This is a genomic window from Acinetobacter lwoffii (assembly GCF_024129715.1).
GTDB classification, from domain to species: Bacteria; Pseudomonadota; Gammaproteobacteria; order Pseudomonadales; family Moraxellaceae; genus Acinetobacter; species Acinetobacter lwoffii_U.
The window spans coordinates 37,730-58,119 of the sequence record NZ_JAMXXM010000014.1 but is presented as its reverse complement, the minus strand read 5'-3'; the positions used below and the strand labels follow the sequence as shown (position 1 = coordinate 58,119).

The following is a 20,390-nucleotide window of genomic DNA, read 5'->3' as shown; positions in this document are numbered from 1 at the left end:
GGCAGGAAAATGTCGATACTGTTACAAATAACACTGGTTCTGGTCATTGCACTGTTGATAGTGCCACTGAGTAAAAGGCTCAGATTGCCAAGTGTGCTGGGCTATCTGTTAACAGGGATCATCTTAAGTCCAAGCCTTTTGCATCTGATTCAGGCACCCGAAGTCATGAGTAGTTTCATGCAAGTCAGCCTGATGGCATTGTTGTTCTGGATCGGTCTGCAACTCAGACCGCAACGCATTGTCCAGATTAATCCATCCCTGTGGATGATAGCTGCTTTACAGGTACTAATCAGCGCCCTGATTTTTACGCTCATGGCCTGGGTTTTCCTTCAGCAAAGCCTACTTGCCAGCATTGTAATTGGACTCGCCGGCAGTTTGTCCGCCATGACTTTGGTCATTCAACATCTCAATCATCAGGAACAGTTCGCCACCAGCTATGGTCAGCAGGCTTATTCGATTCTGCTGATTCATGCCCTGTTGGCCATTCTGGTGATTGCAGCCATTCCCTTATTTGCCGGGATTCGATCCACTGAACATGGGGTGGCCTACTTTGCTGCCCTCATCGCGACGTTAAGCGGTCTGTTCCTGTGTAACCGCTATCTGATGCAGCCGTTATATCGCTGGATTGCCAAAAGCGGCAGTCATGAACTACATGTCATTGTGACAGTTACAGTGATCTTGGCATTATTGGTATTAATGAATACCCTCGGCCTGAATCTATTTCTCGGTGCCTTATTTACCGGCATTTTACTGGCAGATTCAGATTTCCGGCCTACGGTAGAAAGCGCGATTCGGCCTTTTCAGGGTCTGTTGATGGGCTTAGCCTTTATCAGTCTGGGCATGTCACTGCACTTAGCTGATCTGCTCAATTTCCCTTGGATGATTCTCGGTGGCACCCTCACTTTAATCTTGGGCAAGTTTGCAATCAGTCTGGCATTGGCGCGTTATCATCAAAATAGCTGGCGCAATAGCACCTTGTTAGCAGCCAGTCTGGCGCAAGGCGGCGAATTTGCCTTACTGGCACTGGTAATTGCCGTTTCCGACCAGATTATTGCGGCTGATCTGCTCTCTCCCTTGCTGTGGATGGTGAGTTTTTCCTTGCTGCTGACCCCCGCATTTTATTGGTTATTGCACAGTCAGATCTTACCGCGTCTGGATCGCCACAATCATCTGGCAGCGACTTTTGAAACTGATATTAATCCTCAAGCCCATACACCAATCCTGCTGATTGGCTTTGGCCGCTTCGGACAGATTATTGCCCGAATTTTACTGCAACAGCAGCATGCATTTAGTGTCATGGACAGCAATGTGCAAGCCACTGAACTTCTGGCGCAGTACGATATTCCTTTCTATCAGGCAGATGCAACAGAGCCGGAAGCCTTGATACAGACCGGCATTACCACAGCGCAACAGGTAATTGTGGCGATTGACGATATTGAAGACTCGATGTTGATCGTGCGGCATCTGCGGCTGAATTATCCTGAAACCTGTTTATGGGTCCGCGCCCGTGACCGGCATCATGTGCATTTATTGCAGGATTTGGGCGTGAAACACATCTGGCGTGAAACTTATCTTTCCGCCTTGGAACTCAGTCAGGCCTTATTAAACCAGATCAATCCTGACCTTGAAAATAGCCAGCAACAGATTCAAAACTTCCGTGAACACGATGAAAAACTGCTGAATAGCCAATATCATCTGGATCCGGATGAACATCCAAATTATGAAAATCAGCGGAGCAGTTTAGCCGAACTGGAGCATCTGTTTGCCCAGGATCAACGCCATAAAGTGCAAAAACAGGCTACACAGCAGCAACAGGATACAAATGGCGCAGGAATTGATACGTTAAGAGATGAACTGTCATAACTTGTGTTTTACAATAATGACACCATTAAAGCAGGGTTATGGAGAATTTTATGTCTGATTTACGCCAACGCTTTTTTATTGAAGATAGCCCTGTTCGTGGTGAAGTGGTGCATCTTGAAGAAGCCTTACAAACCATTTTAGCGCAACGTGACTATGCACCTGCAGTTAAGATCCTGCTAGGTGAAATGCTCAGTGCCACTGCACTGCTGGCCAGCACATTGAAGATTAAAGGGCGTATCAGCCTGCAAATTCAGGCATCAGGCACATTTAAATGGGCTATGGCTGAATGTAACCATTTGGGTGAAGTTCGCGCTCTGGCTGACTATGAAGAAGATCCGCACTTTCTGGTTGGTGAAGACAGTAGTACGGTCTTGAAATCACTCACCTCTCCGGTTCTATTCATCAATATCGAACCAGAGTTTGGTGAGCGTTATCAGGGGATTGTACCTCTTGATAAAGAAAATCTGGCGGGCTGTCTGATGCAGTATTATGACCTGTCTGCGCAGATTCCGACGCGTATTGTACTGGCAAGTGACCATCAGCGTGCAGGTGGTTTACTGATTCAGCTGTTACCACGTAATAGTGAAGAAGAACAACGCCGGGTAGATGAAGACCTATGGCCACGTCTGACCATGCTCACAGAGACCCTAAAAACTGAAGAGTTAGTCGGTTTGCAAGCCACTGATATTCTGTACCGTTTATATAACGAAGAAGAAGTTCGTCTGCCAGATACGGAAGTGTTGAAGTTTGGTTGTACCTGCTCTAAAGAGCGTTGTGCAGTCGCTTTACAGCAAATCGGCGTAGAGTCGATCCGTGAAACGCTGGAATTCCAGAATCCGATCGAGATGGACTGCCAGTTCTGTAATAGCCAATATACCTTTACGGCTGAAGAAGCCTTGGGTCTATTTGGTAAACACCTGAGCTAAGTACTTAGAATCCTTAAGTTTAAAAGCATTCCTAGGAATGCTTTTTTTTATATTTTAAAACCTATGGGACTGAGTTCAACAGAGCGTATTCCCCTACATTAGAAAACCCGTCTACTCCCTGAATCAAACTCTCCTGTGAATCCAATCTAAGAATCTCTGTTAAATTATAAGATTATTCACATTAACAAAACATGAATATTCATCATTTTCGAAAAATTATGAGAAAGACTGCACAGTTCATACTCTTGATTTAATTATGCTTTTAAAATAAATTAGAGCAATAATTCTAAAATGAATACATCATCAATTTAACAGGTATGTTATGAGAAAATTATTGAATACTCTAGTAATGGGGATGAGTTTAGCCGCAGTTTCTAGTTTGGCCTTTGCCTATGAAGATCCATTATTGGGTAAATGGAAAACCATCGATGATCAATCGGGCTATTCTCGTGCGGATGTGGAAATTCGCAAGAAAGCAGATGGTAGTTATGAAGGGGTAATTGTCGAAACACGCAGCTTGCCTGGCGCAGAAAAAATGGGGATCTGTCATAAATGTTCAGGCCAGCTCAAGAACAAGCCTTTTCTAGGCCTGCCGTTTATCTGGGATTTTAAGGCAGATCCGAAAAAGCCGCGTGAATACCATGATGGCAAAGTACTTGATCCGATCAGTGGCAAAGTTTATAAAGGCAAAGCACGCTTAAGTGCTAATGGTAAACGTCTGACCTTGCGTGGTTATGTCGGGGTATCAGTAATTGGTCGTAGTGTTACCTGGGTAAAATATTAATTTCAGAAAGATTTTCAAAGCCCCTATATCAGGGGCTTTTTTCTTTGTCATGATTTGAAACAATAAGGTACAAATAAAAACTGTTTTGGAGCAGGCAAAGTCATAATAATGGATCGAAGACGGTTATTTTTTATCCACTTATGATGATCAATCTTCAGCCTTGTTCAATTCTGTCCTCTGGTCTGCTTTGCAGCCCTGATATGGCGCCCTCTATTCAACATAGGAAAGTGATTGAATACGCTTTGTCGATAACACATAAAATTATAAAAACAACTTCAGCTTTAACCTTCTTTGCCTCGCATGCTGCTGATAAAGATCCGGTCAGACCGACTGATTCATCAACTACCAGTGCATCCCGACTCTTCACTCATGATCATTTGAGTCATCACTCTGAGTCTGCATGTCCAAGGATTGGAAAGCGTTCTATTTTAGTACCTTCCCTTTCTACGGATTTTGCACACTTGGCTGTTTAAGGAGTAGACCCATGACTACGATTCAGTACCAAGAAAGTTTTTCCCACGGTTATACCCCCTCAGAAATTATGGACGATCGTTCATTTGACTTGATCCACTTTGCAGAAGCGTGTGGACAAAGCCCGGAATGGGTCATGCAGTTAATTGAACATGGAATTTTACCCAATCGTTCTACAACCCCGACCAGCACTTTCCTCGGTGAAGATATCTCGCGTGCACAACGCGCCTATCGCCTGCAACGCGATTTTGATGCCTCATTTAGCGCCGTTGCCATGATGCTGGACCTCATTGATGAAGTGCAGGAGTTACGCCGCGAGGTCAAACATTTGCACTTCAAGTAAATCCTTTTCATGTTCTGTCGATCTGCATTTTCCAGTGCAGATCAGAACATATTTATATTTAATTTTATGATTAGAGTATAAGAATCCCTATGAAAACCAAAGATTGCAATAAGAAACTCAAATACATGTTTCCCGAATACCGCGACTTGATTGTGCAACTTCGCGAGGAAAATCCCTATTTTGCCAAGTTATTCGAGGAACATAATGAGCTGGACAAAGAAATCAGCCAGCTTGAACTTGATCCAGTCAATCATATCAACAATGATATTGAGGCGATCAAGCGTAAAAAACTGAAATTAAAAGATGAAATTTACCGTCTGTTAAAAAGCTCTGAAGCGGACCCCTTGACCTGAGATCAACTGGACACCACATTCAGACCAATACTGACGCATAAAAAAAGCCCTAAGCCAGCCAAAGTAAACACTTTGACCAAGCTCAGGGCTTTTTTATTGTTATTCACACGAGTTTTCCCATGTGAATAGTTTAAGAATTAAACTTGTTCGATGTCTTTCATCGTCAATTTGATACGGCCACGGTTATCAACATCCGCAACCTGTACTTTCACTTCTTGACCTTCTTTCAATACATCTGCCACGTTCGCAATGCGTTCGTTTGAGATTTGAGAGATGTGAAGCAAGCCATCAGTACCTGGCAGGATATTTACGAACGCACCGAATTCAACGATACGAATCACTTTACCTGTATAAATTGTACCTGGCTCGATTTCAGCAGTAAGTGCCTGGATCTTAGCAACTGCAGCTTGCGCAGCCGCTTTAGTTTCACCAAATACGCGAACTGTACCGTTATCTTCGATATCAATCGCCGCTTTAGTTTCTTCAGTAATTGCACGAATGGTCGCGCCGCCTTTACCGATCACATCACGGATTTTATCCGGGTTGATGTTGATCACCTGGAAGGTCGGTGCGTGCATCGAAATTTCAGGACGCGCACGTGAAATCACCTGGTTCATCTCATTCAAGATGTGCATACGACCCGCATAAGCCTGGTTCAATGCAGATTCCATGATCTCTTCAGTGATGCCTTCGATCTTGATGTCCATTTGTAGCGCAGTAATACCGTTTGCAGAACCCGCTACTTTAAAGTCCATGTCGCCCAAGTGATCTTCATCACCCAAGATGTCAGAAAGAACTGCGAAACGCTCGCCTTCTTTCACTAGACCCATCGCAATACCTGCAACTGGTGCTTTGAGTGGAACACCAGCATCCATCAATGATAATGAAGCACCACACACAGACGCCATTGAAGACGAACCGTTAGATTCAGTGATGTCAGATACGATACGGATCACATACGGGAAGCGGTCAGCAGCAGGAAGAACTGCTTGAACACCACGACGTGCCAGACGACCGTGACCGATTTCACGACGCTTAGGACCAGATTCACGGCCAGTTTCACCTACAGAATATGCAGGGAAGTTGTAGTGCAACATGAAGTTGTCAGTTTTTGTACCTGCAAGGGTATCAACCATCAACGCATCACGTGTATTACCCAAAGTCGTTGTGACCAAGGCCTGAGTTTCACCACGTGTGAACAATGCAGAACCGTGAGCACGATCTAGAACGCCTACTTGTACGTCGATTGCACGAACAGTTTTGGTGTCACGACCATCAATACGTGGTTTACCAGACAGGATGTTGTCACGTACGGTACGGTATTTAAGATCTTCGAATAATTCGTTAACTTCTTCTGCAATGCCAGTTTCGTCATTTTCAGGAACGAACTGTGCAACTGCTTCTGCATAAAGCGCGTCAAGTGCCGCATAACGGTCTTGCTTAACTGCAATCGTGTAAGCTTCAGAGATTTTCGCTTCGAATGCTTCTTTCAATTTACCAAGAAGTTCTTCATTTTTAACTGGAGCAACCCAAGTTGATTCAACCGCGCCTGCAGCTGCAGCAAATTCTTTGATCGCCTGGATCGCAATTTGCATTTCGTCATGACCGAACAATACAGCGCCCAGCATTTGGTCTTCTGAAAGTTCTTTCGCTTCAGATTCAACCATCAATACTGCAGTTTCAGTACCCGCAACAACAAGATCAAGATCAGACTCTTTAAGTTGTTCAAGGTTTGGGTTCAGGATGTATTCACCGTTGATTAAACCAACGCGCGCGCCACCAATCGGACCACGGAAAGGTGTACCAGCAATAGACAATGCAGCTGAAGTACCCAACATTGCAGCAATGTCAGCATCCATGGTTTTATCAGAAGAAATAACAGTAGCTGTTACTTGAATTTCGTTGAAGTAACCTTCCGGGAACAACGGACGAATTGGACGGTCAATCAGACGTGAAATCAAAGTTTCAGCTTCAGACTGACGGCCTTCACGCTTGCCATAACCACCCGGGATACGACCAGCAGCATATTGCTTTTCTTGATAGTTTACAGTCAATGGGAAGAAGTCTTGACCTGCTTTTGCTTTAGGTTGTGCCACAACAGCAACAAGTACTTGTACGCCGCCCATGGTGATCACAACAGTGTTTGCCTGACGGGCAACACGACCTGTTTCCAAGATAACGTTGTGCTGACCGAATTGGAATTCTTTACGAATAATATTAAACATTGACATGTTTTATTTTTTCCTAGTTCTTGTGAACAATTATTCTAGTGGAGACCCCTAAGGTTTGGCATTCATGACCATATGGGCGAGTAAATGACAAAGCTTAGAAGCCGACCTCACCAGATTAAATACTATTTTTAAACACAAAGAAGGAGCGAAACATTCGCCCCTTCCACTGGCTCAGCGCAAAGCTAAGCCGACTTTAGTTTTCAGTAATACAGCACAAAGCATGCAATACACCCGAAAATAAAGTTTAAATCGAATTAACGACGTAAACCTAAAGCACCGATCAATGCTACATAACGACCGTGGTCTTTACCGTTAAGGTAGTCAAGTAGTTTACGACGTTGGTTAACCATACGGATTAGACCGCGACGGCTATGGTGGTCGTGTTTGTGCTCTTTGAAGTGACCTTGTAAGTCATTGATTTGAGCAGTTAAAAGAGCTACTTGAACTTCTGGTGAACCAGTGTCGTTTTCAGCGCGAGCGAATTTAGCCATGATCTCTGCGCGATCTGCGTTAGTTAAAGCCATTCGATTTCTCCGAGATGCTTGTATATTTTGATAAAAATCAAAGTGATGAGAATTCAAAACCTTGACTGCCGTGCATCACTACAGCAAGTTGCATATTTTAAGGGAAAACGCATCAAATTGCAAAAATAGATCCAGATTTTTGCATGGTTTTGGTTGCTCAGTGATGCAGTTCAGATCCGATGACTCTTGTTCCTTGAAGATGCTAGTTTTGCATTATTTTAGTGAAATAAATCCAGGATGAATTAAATATAGAAATTCCTTTGAAAAGCCCGCAAACCCTTTAAGTCGCTTGAATCTTCAGCTACTCCCCATAGAAAATGGATAAAAAAAAGCCCGAGTAAACTCGGGCTTTTTGGCGCTGTAGTTCTTTCTCTTATCATTATTATTTATTGTATTATTATGGCGTTTTACGCTTATTATTATTTTCAAACATCCTGTTGAAAAATCATCTTCCTTGTGTGGTAGATTTTGCCATATTCCTACGAGACCACTAGAGGCATTTGCCTCATTTTGCTGTAAGCCATTTCGTACATCACAGGGTAAAAATTTGCATAATGTTACACAGCTCTCGTTTTATTTAACGCTATTTACTTAAGTTTACTGGCTAGAACTGAAAATCTTTGCTAAGAAATTAGAATAAAAATCCAGCAAGCTTCCTATAAAAAAAATCAGGATATAAAAAAGCCTTGTAGTCTCTCCCAAAACTACAAGGCTTAGCGGCTGTAAGTTTCCTCTTTCACTTACTTCACTGTAAGTTCGCTGTCTACCGACATTATTATTATCATTATACGATTATGCTCAACTTTCCGTGTTGAGTTATTTTGTAGAACCAATCTTCTCAAAAACCGAGCAAAAGCTCTATGCGTCAATTTCCTGAATCCTTGTAAGCTTTTACCTACAAGATTTGATTATTTTTGCCAATTAAATTACTAGATTTTTCAATGATTTTTTGGCTCAAACCACTTTTCCGGGTGGTTCTGACACAAAGTGCTTGTGTAAAAGCATCATAATCTACCAATAAACTGACCACTTTTTTGGCTCGAGTAATTGCAGTATAAATCAACTCTTTGCTCAATAAATTTTTTGCATATTGATCCAGCACCACTGCGGTATGGGAAAATTCTGAACCTTGAGATTTGTGAATGGTCAGTGCAAAAGCAGTTTCAATACTTTTAGGTAAACGGGTGGCTAACACCCATTTTTCCAAACTCGGAAAATACACTTCAAACTGGTGCTGACCAGATTGCTCACGTAAAAAACAGATGCCAATATCACCATTGGACAGCCCCAACTGATAGTCGTTATAACTCATCATGACGGGGCGTCCGACATACCAGTCGCCCTGTTTCAACTGCCCTTGGGCTGCTAAAAAGCGTTGCTCAATCTGCAGGTTGATCTTGATCAGACCCAAATCACCAGAACGGATTGCTGTTAAAATACGGTAATCATCAAAAGTTTTGACCACCTGTTGTACATACTGCTCAAAATCAGCTGAGTTTCGTTCTGTTTTTATGGCCTGTACATAAGCCTGATAACCATACATCAGCTGGTCATAATACAGATTCAAACTATGCGAGGTCTGTTCAGTGTCCGAGAGCAAATATTGTAGCTGTAACTGGTCGATTTCGACCTGATTCAAGTCAATCGTTTGTAACTCACTGGCTGCCACGATTTGCTGCTCAAATTTCTGCAAGACATGAGAAGGCTCATGATTCTGCTGGATAAACTCCGCCATTGCGCCAATCCTGGCTCCAGGCGCAAAACGCCGCGTGGTGATTAAATTGACCCGGTTATCTTCCAGAGTCGCTACTTGCTGTAAATCTGCCAATACCGTTCCCACATCCACAGAGGCCAGCTGATCTGCATCACCGAGTAAAATCAGCCGTGCATGAGACGGTACGGAGGCCAGTAACATCTGTGACAGGTTTAAATCCAGCATCGAGGCTTCGTCGACCACGATCACATCATAAGGCAGAGGCTGCTTGGCATGAAAGCGTGGCTGTCCGCGAGTGCCCAGACCCAATAAGCGATGCAGGGTGACCGGTTGTAACTGTTTTAATTGTTCTAGCTCAAACTGTTGTAACGCTTCACTGTGCAAGGCTTTTTGCAGTGCTTCTTTCATGCGCTGTGCGGCCTTTCCGGTAGGTGCTGCCATGGCAATCCGGATATTTGGCAAGGCTTCATGCAGGACCGCAATCATATGCGCCAAGGTATAGGTTTTACCGGTACCCGGACCGCCGCTAATAATATTCAGCGCCTGCCGCGCAACCATTTCCAGTGCCAATTTTTGCTGTGGATCTGACAATAAATTGCGATCACGTTCGGATAAATCAATAGCGGCAACCGGTTGGGCTTTAATCCGAGCAATATGTGAGGCTACTGCCTGTTCCACTTGCCAATAGCGGTACAGATATAAATGCTGATCTGCACAAATAAATGGTGCAATTCCTGTACTTTGCTGACGGCGGTCTAGAACCAGATTATGCAATAAGGCAACCTGCTGAGGATCAACTTCTATACAGCTATCCCCTGCCTGCATCGCCTCAAGCAGTTTCTGGATCAAGATTTTTGCTGCCGGATCAAATGTAGCCGTACTAAACGGCGGCTGACACAGATAGTCAATCCAGGCTATTAAACTGGAATCTTGCTGCGACACGTGATTCTGCTCATTTTCCACACAGTTATCCTCAAATTTATCCACAGGATAATTTTCTGTTTAATCTTTATATATTTTATAAAACTGCAAAATCATGCTGATTTTTTCTGCTCAAAATAGCCCAATATTTGATCCAGTTTTTCTATGAATTCCAGGCTCGGTTGCCAATGATAAGCCCCTTGCTGCGCCTGTCCATTCATCCCGCGCAAATACAGATAGGTCGCGCCGCCCAATTGCTGCTGAATCGAATAACCCTGCATATTGGCACTCAGGTACCGATGCAGCGCCACCAGATACAAAGCGGCCTGCAACCAGTAACTGGACTGGCTCATATTCTGCTGAATTGCCTCAGCACTATAGTGCTGCTGATCAGGTCCGAGGAAGTTACTTTTATAATCGGCAATATGGTAGCGCTGACCATCGAAATACACCAGATCGATGGAACCGGTCAAATACCGCCCCGATTTGGCTTCATTAAAATCGCTCATGACCATGTCATGTTCGAGAAACAGCTGATGGATTTGCCGAATCTGCAAAGGGGCATCTGTCAAGGACAGATAAAAAGGAAATTCTGACAGATACTGTTTAGCCTCCAGCTGTGCCAAGGCAAAATCTGCCTGAATCGGGGTAATAAGAATATCACGCACCCAGTCATGCATTAGGTTCAGCAAAATATCTTCTGTAATTTCGTCCAGCAATCCCTCAAAAGCCGTCTGGAAAATACTGTCCACATTCAGCGATTCAGTGCTTGCAGAGCGTATGAGCTGAGCTATTTCCTGTTCAAAAAACTGGATAAAGGCGTCATCCTCCAGCCCATCGAAATACACCTGAAACTGATTTAAAAATTCCAACAGAGCCGAACGCTCGAGCTGCTGTGCCGAGTGAAACAGCTGCTGCCATTGCTGACGATAAGCTTCACTTTGATCATGCAGGCGAATTCCGGTCAATAACTTATAGTTCAGGCTGGACAATACGCGCTGCATACTCTGACGCAATTCCTCGGCTTTGAAATCTGTCTGAGCTGCTACCTGAAACAGGGTGCGCAAATTCACCACTGCTGTCTGATAATGTGGGAAAAAAGCCTGTTCCAGTACACTACGTATATGAAAAGCCTGTTCAAATTTTTCTTTCAGTTCCTGCCAGATTTGCGGTGCGGTATTTTTAAAACGGCGCCGGATTTCCAGATTCCAGTAACTGCTGTCCTGAAAATCGATATGTTCAAAAATGCTGTGCAAGAATGTTCCAGCTACGGTACCTTTAGGAAAATTCAGCTTGATCCAGTCTAAGGACACGGCTGCTGGCTGTTCTTCCAAGCCTGTGAAATCAATTTCATCAGCAGCACTATCGGGCTGTTCAGAAGCCGTGACCAGATCGTCCTGCAAGACATGCGCATGTAGCTGATGCTGTGACAAAGCCGTAAAACTGGTTTTGGTTCGCGGATAAAACTGCCGCTCTGGCAAAGGTTGCGCCCGCATGTCGACCTGATGATGGCTCGACTGCTCGACCAGACGCGGTGGTTCCTGAGACAGCGGCTGCTCGACCAGACTTAGAGCATGTTCGAAGATGGTATTTCCCTGACCACGCCAGAAGGCCAGCCCGGAATCGGACTGTGCGTTCTGATCTTGCAGCATGGCATATACCCGGTGACTGGCACGGGTCAGCGCCACATACCAGAGCCGGTGGTTTTCGGCAGCATTACGCGCTGCATTCTGCAGAATCGCCTGCTCATGTAAATTCTTATGATTGACTGCAATCACCCGGGATTGTTCCAGAATATTGTCCTGTTCAGGTGTAGACAGGGAAAAATTCAGATTGCCTTTATTCACATCAAAAGCAGCATCTGCTCCCAATAAAAACACCACTTTAAATTCCAGCCCCTTGGAGGCATGAATGGTCATCAGCTGCACCCCATGATCCCTAGACAGCTTGCGTTCTTTTTCGCTGTCCTTGCCTGAAGGTGACTGAAGCTGGCGCAAATACCAGTGATAGAGTTTTTGCGCCCCCTGATAATATTCGCTCTGCTGCGACAGGATTTCGGTCAGATGGCGCAGATTGACCACCACCCGCTCATTGTCCAGACTTTGACTGGCCACCAGATTGGTCCAGACCTGAAACAGGTTCAGTGCATAATTCCATGCGGTCAAAAAGCCTTTCTCAAACCACATTTCCCGAATTACATCCAGATCCGCAATATAGCGACTGAGGCCTTCACTCTGGCCTTGCAAATCAATCAGTTTTTTCAGATTGAAGCCCAGCAGACGGGTTAGTAAAGCCCGCTTGACCTTGGCCTCATTGAAAGGATCCATGATCGCCGTCAATACCGCTGCGATATCCTGAGCGATTGGACTGGCAAACACGCTCTGTTTGGACTCTTTATAGCAGGGAATGCCCATACGCTGCAGACGCTGCTTCACCTGTTCCAGAGCAAAATGTCCAAATCCCAGTACAGCGATATCATCTGCGCTCAGGCTTTGTTGATGCTCTTGCTGCTGAAAGTACAGTTGTTGCTGGGCAGACTGATTCAGCAACGCACGGATTTTCCAGACCACCTGATCTGCTTCCAGGTCCGATTCACCGAGCTGAATCCATCGTAAGGGCTGTGGGTTGATCATGCCCATATCGACCAGATCTGGATGCGGGCGACTACCGGCCTGAATCAAGGTGTACTGCACCTGTTCGCCAAAATCCATTTGCCGCTGGAACAGCGCATCAACCACTTCTACGAGCGGTTTGACTGAACGATGGTTCTGCATCAGGGTATATTCTCGACCCTGCTTGTGGCGTACGTCAGCGTGTGCCTTGTTATAAGTCAGCATATCGCCACCGCGGAAACCGTAAATTGCCTGTTTCGGATCGCCGACCATAATCATACAGCCGGACTGCACCCGATTGGCATCACGCCAGATCTTGGCCAGCAGATCATCCTGATCCTGATTGGTGTCCTGAAATTCATCGACCAGAATCAGCGGATAACGTGCCTGCACAAACTGGGCAAAATACTGTCCCTGCTGGCCTTGCAATGCTTCCGCCAATGTACGGATTTGCTGGGAAAAAGTGGTTTCACCCTGCTGCTGCAAGGTTTGCGGCAAACGGGTCTGCACACTTTGAATAATATGAAATTCCAGATAGGTCGTAAGCTGTTGCAGCTGCTCATCCAGATATTGTTTGACCTCGCACAGCACATCAATTGCTACGATCAGACGATGTTGCAAAATCAGCTGCTGCTCTGCATCCGGACAGCTTTTGTTAAAGACCTGAGTGTTCGGCTGGAAATCGGTTTTCTTGCGACGCAAATGGCATAGATTCAGTATAATCGGCTGCAATTCAGCATCAAAGAAACTCATTGTTCCTTGAGTTTTCAGGGCAGCACACCAGGTCATAAAATTTTCACAAATTTCGGTTAATTTGGTCAAAAAACTCTTGTGAAAATACTTCGGACTTTCCTGACAATAACGCCGCATGACGGCAAGATCATGCTCCTGAATATTCACTAATTGACTGATGCAGGCTTCCAATTTGTTCAGGTCACATTCAGCCGGTTCGATCTTGCGGAAATAGTGCTTGCTGAAATTCAAGGCATCACGCACCAGCCCGGTATAATGCTCCACCGGTTTCAGTAGATTCTGAACATACAGATGATTAACCATGTATTGCGGCTGCTGCTGGATCCAGTCACGCAGCACATCATGAATCAGCTGCTGGATATAAATATCCTGATCTTCGGTCAGTTCTGCACGTTCAATCTTGCCACTTTCAAATGCAAATTCACGTAACAGTTTCTGGCTAAAGCTGTCCAGGGTGCCAACAAACAGTTCATCCAGCTGGTTCAGCACCAGACGTAAACGGCGACGGGCATAATCCAGCCGTGAACCATAATCTTTCAGTACCTGCTGAAATAAAGGATCGGTTTCATTCTGGATTTTTGCTGTGATTTCAACTGAATTGAGCTGCTGATGACGCTGGATATAAGCCAGCGTTTCCTCGACGCGAAGCCGCACCCGGTTTTTCAGTTCAGCCGTGGCCTTACGGGTAAATGTCGTCGCAATCACCTGATGCGGATAATACTGGTCCAGAAAAATCCGCACCATCAGACTGGAGAGCGTATAGGTCTTGCCGGTTCCTGCCGAGGCTTCAATCCAGTGTAGGCCACGGAATTTCATGTCTTGAATCGGATTGGTGGAAATGGCTGTTTGCATCTGCTGCTTTAAGAAAGTCATACGGCTATTTCACCCACTCCAGATGTTGATGAATCGGCGCATACAGGCCATGAGCAAAATCATGGCAGCAATTTTGCAAGGCCAGATCCGGATCCTGATCCTGCAAAATAAATTGCCAGTCCTGATGCAGCAGACTGGATTCATCCGAAGCCAAAGGTTTGGCACTCTCATAGCTGTTGTTCCAAGCCTTTAGCAAGTCCGGCATTTCCACAATGGTCATCTTGCCCTGTTCATTCTCGGCCCACTGCCACTCTTTTTTCATCAGTAATTCTGCCGGCAAGACCAGCGGCTGCTGTTGACCAATTTCCCAGGCTTTTAACCAGAGCTGCAAATACTCATGTGCCTTGCTCGAACTCAAGCCAGAAAACTTCAGGGTTTTATTACTGAAAATGACAATGCGCTCCAGTTCTGGTGAGCGTGCATCGTCATTCAAGTAAGCCAGCCATAGCAGATACTCCAGCCAGATCTGGGCACGGCGTTTTTCCGAGGCCGAAGAGGATTGCATACTCAGCCAGTAGCTGCTGTGTGGAACCTGAGGCACGTTTATATGAATGATCAGTTCAGGACTGAACTGCAGGGATTGTTGGGTGACTGGCGTCAGTTCTTTGCCCAACTGTAGCAAACGTTCTTGCAATAACTGCTGTTCCTGCTGGCTGCCCAGCCAGGTGGCTTGCTGGGTTTTACCCACCGGCAAACGGTCCAGCATCAGGTTCGGCTCAATCTCCTGCTCTTGTTGCAACAGGAAATCCCGTACCTGATACTGTTCCAGCTTATTCAATAATAAAGGTTCCCGGGAACTCGGCAAATCGGCATAGCGAATCGTGGAAACCCCGACACTTTTCAGGAATAGACGTGCCGGGAAAATCATATCGCGGATCCATTCATCACCTTTGAGTACCCGGATTTCTTTTTGTTCTAGTGCCGGATAATGTGCATTGATCCAGCTGCTGCGCTTGCCTTCGGCGCTGCGGATATATTCTGCTACCGCAAACCACTGATCCTGATAACGTGGTGTCTGCATATCTGCGAATCCGGCCGGATCAAAAGGCTGCAAGGGATGCACATGATAAAGCTGCCGAATATGTTGAGCGACTGACAGACCATGAATATCCACCATCGGATCGATTTCGGCATCCGGCTGTTCAGACTGGCAGATCAGCGCGATATGCTGAACCAGTTCCTGCAAGGCAGTGGATGGATCGCGAGCCTCACCATCCTCCAGATCAAAGCCATTATAGAACAGCCATAGATTTTCCTGTGCCAGCAGCAAGGCATCCAGAAAAGCGCCCTGCTCGTCATCCAGACGGGAACGGTCACCGAGTTGCGGCTTCAGGCTGCGCATCAGGTCAAACGGAACCTGTTGATTACGGCTCGGAAATTTACCGCTATCCAGATTCAGCATCACCACCAGTTTATAAGGCAATGGCCGGATCTGGCCAATCTGGCTAAAGGTAATCTGCCCGGTCGGTTCGGCCTGATCCAGCTGCATCTCCAGGGTATTCTGAATTTCTTCCAGCACATAAGGCAGAGGCAAACTCAGTGCCACCAGTTCCTGACTGGCATGTGGATCATCCTGATCATGATAATCGGCCAGGGTCAGCATCCGCATTTGCTTGTCGATAATTTCGGCAACGGTTTTGAGCGATTCTACTCCAGCGTCACGAAATTCATTCAGATCGGCGCGCAGATATTCCAGCCAGGTTTTGACTGGCGTGCGTTGTCCAGTTTCATGTAAAGTCAGCCAGTCACGGCGCTGTACCAGATCTTGATAAATCCGGATCAGGGTGGATATCAAGGGAAAATCACTGGTCAGAACCTTGGCATAACTCAAGGTGTCCTGAAACAGGGTATGTTCAGGAATCGCCAGACCCAACGCCAGACGGTCCAGGGCGAATTTAAAGCTAAACCGGTAATCCTCATCGCCTGCGCTGAGGCTTTGCTGTAAATGCTGCTGGTCCAGTCCACGTTTAAAGCCAGCATCTGTCAGCAACTGCAACATCCGTTCTACCTGACTATAGTCCAGACCATAATACTGCTGGGTCGCATTCAGGCTGAGCCAGTCGGCAAAGTCCTCAATACTGAAACGGCGACGTACCCACTGAATCCGGCCCAGTACCGCGCGCCAGGCATTGCTGACATCCAGACGCGACACCCCGGCAATCTGGATCGGTAAATACAGGTTATCTTTCTGCAGTCGTTTGCTGCCAATTTCACGCTCCCGCGGTGGCGGCGCAAAGACACTGCGAATTGTTGGTTCGAGCTCTTTCAGACTTGGCGTCAACACCAGAATATCACTTGGTTGACGCGGCGCTTCTTCAGTGCCTTGAACCAGCCAGTGAATCAGCTGTTCTTTGAGGACTTCCAGCTGACGTAATGAAGAATGACAGACATGAATCTGTACAGAATCATCGTCAGGGCTTAAAGCATATTGATGCTGTTCAGGCTCGAGTAAATACAGAATATCTGACTGGATTTTGGCCAGCAGTTTATTTTGATATTCATCGACAAAGACATCGGCCCAGAGACCCTCTTCCCCCGAAGACAGTTTAGAGAGTAGAGAAAAATGATCCCGTGCCTGCTTGCCGAATCGGGTCAGAAGCGGATGCCGCGATTCCCGGTCTTCGGCATTAAAGTTCAGCTGCTTGATCCTGAAGTCTTTTATTTCCGCATCATTCGGTTTACGTTGACGGGTCTTTTCAAAACGCTGAATAAAGCGCTCTTCCCGCTGCAAATCAAACCTGGCTTTCCAGTCCGGATCGACACTGTCGGCCCAGTATTCCTGCGAGGGGTTGAAGTGAAAAATATAGATATCAATGTACTGGCCCAGACGGCGTAAAAAATCCAGCTGGCTCGGTGGCAATTCTAACAGGCTAAACACCACAATCTGTGCCGGCAGTCGTTTCAGAGCTTGGGCCCGGGTCTCTGCATTTTCCAGCCGATCCCAATACAGGCGTTCAATCTCCAGGATTTTGGCATAGTCATCCTGAAATACATGCTGCCACAACCAGCGTTGCCAGGCTTCCAGTTCACGCGCCTGAATCTTGACAAAATCCGCCACCTGCATCTCATGGCCATTTTCATCTTTGGGGCTATAGATCATTTGCTCGATATCGAGCGCAATATCCTGCCCCCAGGACTCTAACCAGTTACTCGGACAACTACAGTTGTTTGGAGGACAGTTACGCGCGCAATAACCGCGATAATCCATATAATGGCTAAACAAACGCGACACCTGCTCGGCTACCCAGTACAGCATGCTCTGTTTTTTCAGCTGCTTCTCTGTACCCTGCTCCAGCCGGTCAGCACTGTCATAAATCCGCTTCACAATAGAATACAGCGGATGATCGACGTCTAAAGGAATCTGTTCAGGCAGAATACATTTACGCAATGCCTGAAACACGCGCCATTTGATGATAATGCGCGGAATATTGGCTTCACGGACCTGCTCCACTTCTTTAGGCGCATTCAATACCCATTGATAGGAAGTCCATTGAAAGGCGCGAATCCGGTGATGAAACTGGGTATTGGCGCTAATACCTTTTTTCTCGGCAATTTTCTGGGTCAGCCAAGTTTCTACTGCCGGAGATGGCACAATAAAGTGCCGGGTTTGTAACACCTCAAATGGATTCCGGGCAGTCTGGTTGACAATACGCAGCATACTATCCAAAAGCACATCAATACGTTGACTCTGAATAACATGAATGGCCATTGGTTCCCCTGAACTGCTGAATGTGGTTTTTACTACAAAACGATAAAGATTATTTACTATACATCCCGAGCGCTCTATGACACTTTAAAACCACACTTCAGTCGAAAAATTTCTTTGAAAAAAGCATCTTAAAGATGCTTGAATAGAAAAAAACAACATAGAGCTTAGGTAGTGCCCATGAAATTAGATAAAATTCCTGAACGTCTCGATCCGAGCCTAGATTTAGAACAAATCCGCGACGAATGCCTGGAACTCACCAAAAAACGCGCCTACTATTCTGCTGGTGCTGCCGTGATTCCGGTACCTTTTATGGACGTGGTCATTGATGTCGGCATCTTGTCGCAATTGATTCCCGAGATCAATGCCCGCTTCGGCCTGTCCCCTGAGCAGATCAGTGTCTACGATCCGAAAACCCGTCAGATTCACTGGCAAGAGCTGCGTAAACGTGGCGTAGAATTTTCCGGTCTGGTGGTCGCACGTACGGCAGTTAAAAAATCTTTGAACAATGTTGCAGCGAAAGTGATGATAAAGCAAGTCACAAAATTCATTCCGCTGGGTGGTCAGCTGGTGGCCGCAAGTCTGGGTTATTTTGTCATGAAAAAAATTGCAGATGCTCATGTCCAAGACTGCTATCGCACCGCTAAAAGTATCCAGCAAAAACAGGTCGCCCAAGGTTAATCCTGCTTAAGCTGAATATTTTAAACTGTTTAAAATCCTCTACTTCAGGCAGATTATTCTGCCTGAAGCTGTTTTAAAATAGCCTTTAACACCTCGACCCGCGCGGTATTCTTATCATCGGTCGCAATAATATGCCAGGGCGCTTCCTCGGTCGAAGTATGCTCAAACATATCGGCTGCCGCTTTCAGATAATCGTCCCAGCGCTCCCGGTTACGCCAGTCTTCTTCAGTAATTTTAAAGCGCTTATGCGGTGTATCTTCACGCGCCTTGAACCGTGCTGCCTGTTCCTCTTTAGAAATGGCCAGCCAGATTTTCACAATCACAGTTTGATGCTTGACCAGGCTCTGTTCAAAACGGTTAATTTCATCATAAGCACGCTGCCATTCCACCGCACTGACCAATCCTTCTACCCGCTCTACCAATACCCGGCCATACCAGGAACGGTCAAAAATACAGATATCATCATCGGTTTGCAGCTTGGTCCAGAAGCGCCATAAATAGGGACGGTTCAGCTCAAATCTTTCTGGTGCAGCAATGGTATGAATTTCATATTCACGTGGATCGAGTTTTTTGACAATCCGCTTGATCGCGCCGCCCTTGCCAGCGGCATCCATGCCTTCAAACAGAATCACTACATTACGCGAATCGGAACGCATGGCTTTAGCGACCTTCGCGGTTAACTTTTTTAATTCCGGCTTGTAATCTTCTGGCTGGGCTTGGGTCATGGAAGGATGTTTTAACTGCTCGGGAATCTTGGCCTGCTTCCATCTTCCCTTGGCTCTGGCCGGGTGATCCGGACAATGTTTCAAGGCTCTCAGGATATACTGGGCAAATTGCTGGTCGCGCTGCTGTTCATCTTCGCCATCAATAATGAACCAGTCCTCGGTAAAGCGCTGACGCAGGCGCTGCAAGGTGTCATATTCTTTGCGATTGCGCCAGTCCAGACCATGCAGTTGATGCCAGTGAGTTTCACTCGGATCCATGGCATCCAGACGTTTTTGCAAGACTTTCCAGGACAGGTCAAACCAGACCTTGATCACATCGACATGGTTATTTTTCAGGTCCTGTTCAAAGGCCTGCATCTCTTGCAGATATTCATCAAACTGTGCATCATTCAGCGGGCTTTCAGCTTGCATGGCACTGCCAAGCAGATCGCTATACCAGTTACCAAACAGCACCATGATCTGTCCTTCAGCTGGAATAAAACGCGCATAAGGTTGCCACAAGGTCTGCTTCGGGCCGGCTAGCTGGGGCTTATCGGCTTTCACGCGCAAATAGCGCGGATCGACCCATTCACGTAGCTGTTTAACCGCTTCACCTTTGCCGGCTAGCTCAATGCCATTCACCAGAATCACCAGACTTTTGGCATTTTTCTGGCCCCGGGTCTTTTTTAAATTATATTGGGCATCAATCAGCTCGACAGACAGCTGATCTTCATCCATTAACTGAAATTGTGGTTGTTCCATACGTATCTTCAACCCTGATCTTTTATTCTATTTGCAGTATAGCGAGGAGTTTCAGCGCAAAAATAGCTCTGGCAACGTTTTTCACACGATTAAATTGGCTATTTAAACAACAGATTGACATACAAATGCCCGATCTCTGTTCAATTTGTCATAGCAGGATTGTCCGGCA

12 protein-coding genes are annotated in these 20,390 nt (G+C 46.0%); 6 read left to right on the top strand and 6 right to left on the bottom strand.

Annotated elements, in window-relative coordinates:
• Nucleotides 1-9 precede the first annotated feature (9 nt).
• From NI462_RS10100 to NI462_RS10080, 5 genes are all read left to right on the top strand, one after another.
• Nucleotides 10-1,863: a cation:proton antiporter domain-containing protein gene (locus tag NI462_RS10100; protein ID WP_253160494.1), complete on the top strand. Its 1,854-nt coding sequence runs from the start codon at nt 10-12 to the stop codon at nt 1,861-1,863.
• Between the two features lie 50 nt (nt 1,864-1,913).
• Nucleotides 1,914-2,789, top strand: coding sequence for an Hsp33 family molecular chaperone HslO (hslO, locus tag NI462_RS10095; RefSeq protein WP_004647344.1), 876 nt, complete (start codon nt 1,914-1,916; stop codon nt 2,787-2,789).
• A 322-nt stretch (nt 2,790-3,111) separates the two neighbouring features.
• Complete coding sequence (locus tag NI462_RS10090) at nt 3,112-3,573, top strand: DUF2147 domain-containing protein (protein ID WP_253160492.1); 462 nt, start codon at nt 3,112-3,114, stop codon at nt 3,571-3,573.
• A 484-nt stretch (nt 3,574-4,057) separates the two neighbouring features.
• Nucleotides 4,058-4,387, top strand: a complete 330-nt coding sequence (locus NI462_RS10085; protein ID WP_004278573.1) for a chaperone modulator CbpM — start codon at nt 4,058-4,060, stop codon at nt 4,385-4,387.
• Between the two features lie 89 nt (nt 4,388-4,476).
• Nucleotides 4,477-4,740: an HP1242/YdcH family protein gene (locus NI462_RS10080; RefSeq protein ID WP_253160490.1), complete on the top strand. Its 264-nt coding sequence runs from the start codon at nt 4,477-4,479 to the stop codon at nt 4,738-4,740.
• A 137-nt stretch (nt 4,741-4,877) separates the two neighbouring features.
• Here the strand turns inward: NI462_RS10080 and pnp are convergent, their stop codons facing one another.
• The 5 genes from pnp to NI462_RS10055 form a co-directional block, all read right to left on the bottom strand.
• Nucleotides 4,878-6,965, bottom strand: a complete 2,088-nt coding sequence (pnp, locus tag NI462_RS10075) for a polyribonucleotide nucleotidyltransferase (RefSeq protein WP_171054287.1) — start codon at nt 6,963-6,965, stop codon at nt 4,878-4,880.
• Between the two features lie 260 nt (nt 6,966-7,225).
• Complete coding sequence (gene rpsO / locus NI462_RS10070; protein WP_004278577.1) at nt 7,226-7,495, bottom strand: 30S ribosomal protein S15; 270 nt, start codon at nt 7,493-7,495, stop codon at nt 7,226-7,228.
• An 895-nt stretch (nt 7,496-8,390) separates the two neighbouring features.
• The gene (gene recD / locus NI462_RS10065) at nt 8,391-10,172 is read right to left on the bottom strand and encodes an exodeoxyribonuclease V subunit alpha (RefSeq protein ID WP_253160488.1); all 1,782 of its coding nucleotides are present in this window, start codon (nt 10,170-10,172) and stop codon (nt 8,391-8,393) included.
• Between the two features lie 71 nt (nt 10,173-10,243).
• The gene (locus tag NI462_RS10060) at nt 10,244-14,368 is read right to left on the bottom strand and encodes a UvrD-helicase domain-containing protein (protein ID WP_253160485.1); all 4,125 of its coding nucleotides are present in this window, start codon (nt 14,366-14,368) and stop codon (nt 10,244-10,246) included.
• A 4-nt stretch (nt 14,369-14,372) separates the two neighbouring features.
• Nucleotides 14,373-18,077: an exodeoxyribonuclease V subunit gamma gene (locus NI462_RS10055; protein ID WP_253160482.1), complete on the bottom strand. Its 3,705-nt coding sequence runs from the start codon at nt 18,075-18,077 to the stop codon at nt 14,373-14,375.
• A 177-nt stretch (nt 18,078-18,254) separates the two neighbouring features.
• Between NI462_RS10055 and NI462_RS10050 the strand changes: the two genes are divergently transcribed.
• Entirely contained in the window at nt 18,255-18,755 is a 501-nt protein-coding gene (locus NI462_RS10050; protein WP_005108051.1) for a hypothetical protein, read from the top strand.
• A 53-nt stretch (nt 18,756-18,808) separates the two neighbouring features.
• Here the strand turns inward: NI462_RS10050 and pap are convergent, their stop codons facing one another.
• Nucleotides 18,809-20,227 carry a polyphosphate:AMP phosphotransferase gene (pap, locus tag NI462_RS10045; RefSeq protein ID WP_005245848.1) on the bottom strand — a complete coding sequence of 473 codons (1,419 nt, stop codon included), beginning with the start codon at nt 20,225-20,227 and terminating at the stop codon, nt 18,809-18,811.
• Nucleotides 20,228-20,390 lie beyond the last annotated feature (163 nt).

What these genes read in the sequence shown, in the direction of transcription:
- NI462_RS10100 (WP_253160494.1), top strand. Translation starts at nt 10, where the DNA reads ATGTCGATACTGTTACAAATAACACTGGTTCTGGTCATTGCACTGTTG.
- hslO (WP_004647344.1), top strand. Translation starts at nt 1,914, where the DNA reads ATGTCTGATTTACGCCAACGCTTTTTTATTGAAGATAGCCCTGTTCGT.
- NI462_RS10090 (WP_253160492.1), top strand. Translation starts at nt 3,112, where the DNA reads ATGAGAAAATTATTGAATACTCTAGTAATGGGGATGAGTTTAGCCGCA.
- NI462_RS10085 (WP_004278573.1), top strand. Translation starts at nt 4,058, where the DNA reads ATGACTACGATTCAGTACCAAGAAAGTTTTTCCCACGGTTATACCCCC.
- NI462_RS10080 (WP_253160490.1), top strand. Translation starts at nt 4,477, where the DNA reads ATGAAAACCAAAGATTGCAATAAGAAACTCAAATACATGTTTCCCGAA.
- pnp (WP_171054287.1), bottom strand. Translation starts at nt 6,965, where the DNA reads ATGTTTAATATTATTCGTAAAGAATTCCAATTCGGTCAGCACAACGTT.
- rpsO (WP_004278577.1), bottom strand. Translation starts at nt 7,495, where the DNA reads ATGGCTTTAACTAACGCAGATCGCGCAGAGATCATGGCTAAATTCGCT.
- NI462_RS10060 (WP_253160485.1), bottom strand. Translation starts at nt 14,368, where the DNA reads ATGACTTTCTTAAAGCAGCAGATGCAAACAGCCATTTCCACCAATCCG.
- NI462_RS10055 (WP_253160482.1), bottom strand. Translation starts at nt 18,077, where the DNA reads ATGGCCATTCATGTTATTCAGAGTCAACGTATTGATGTGCTTTTGGAT.
- NI462_RS10050 (WP_005108051.1), top strand. Translation starts at nt 18,255, where the DNA reads ATGAAATTAGATAAAATTCCTGAACGTCTCGATCCGAGCCTAGATTTA.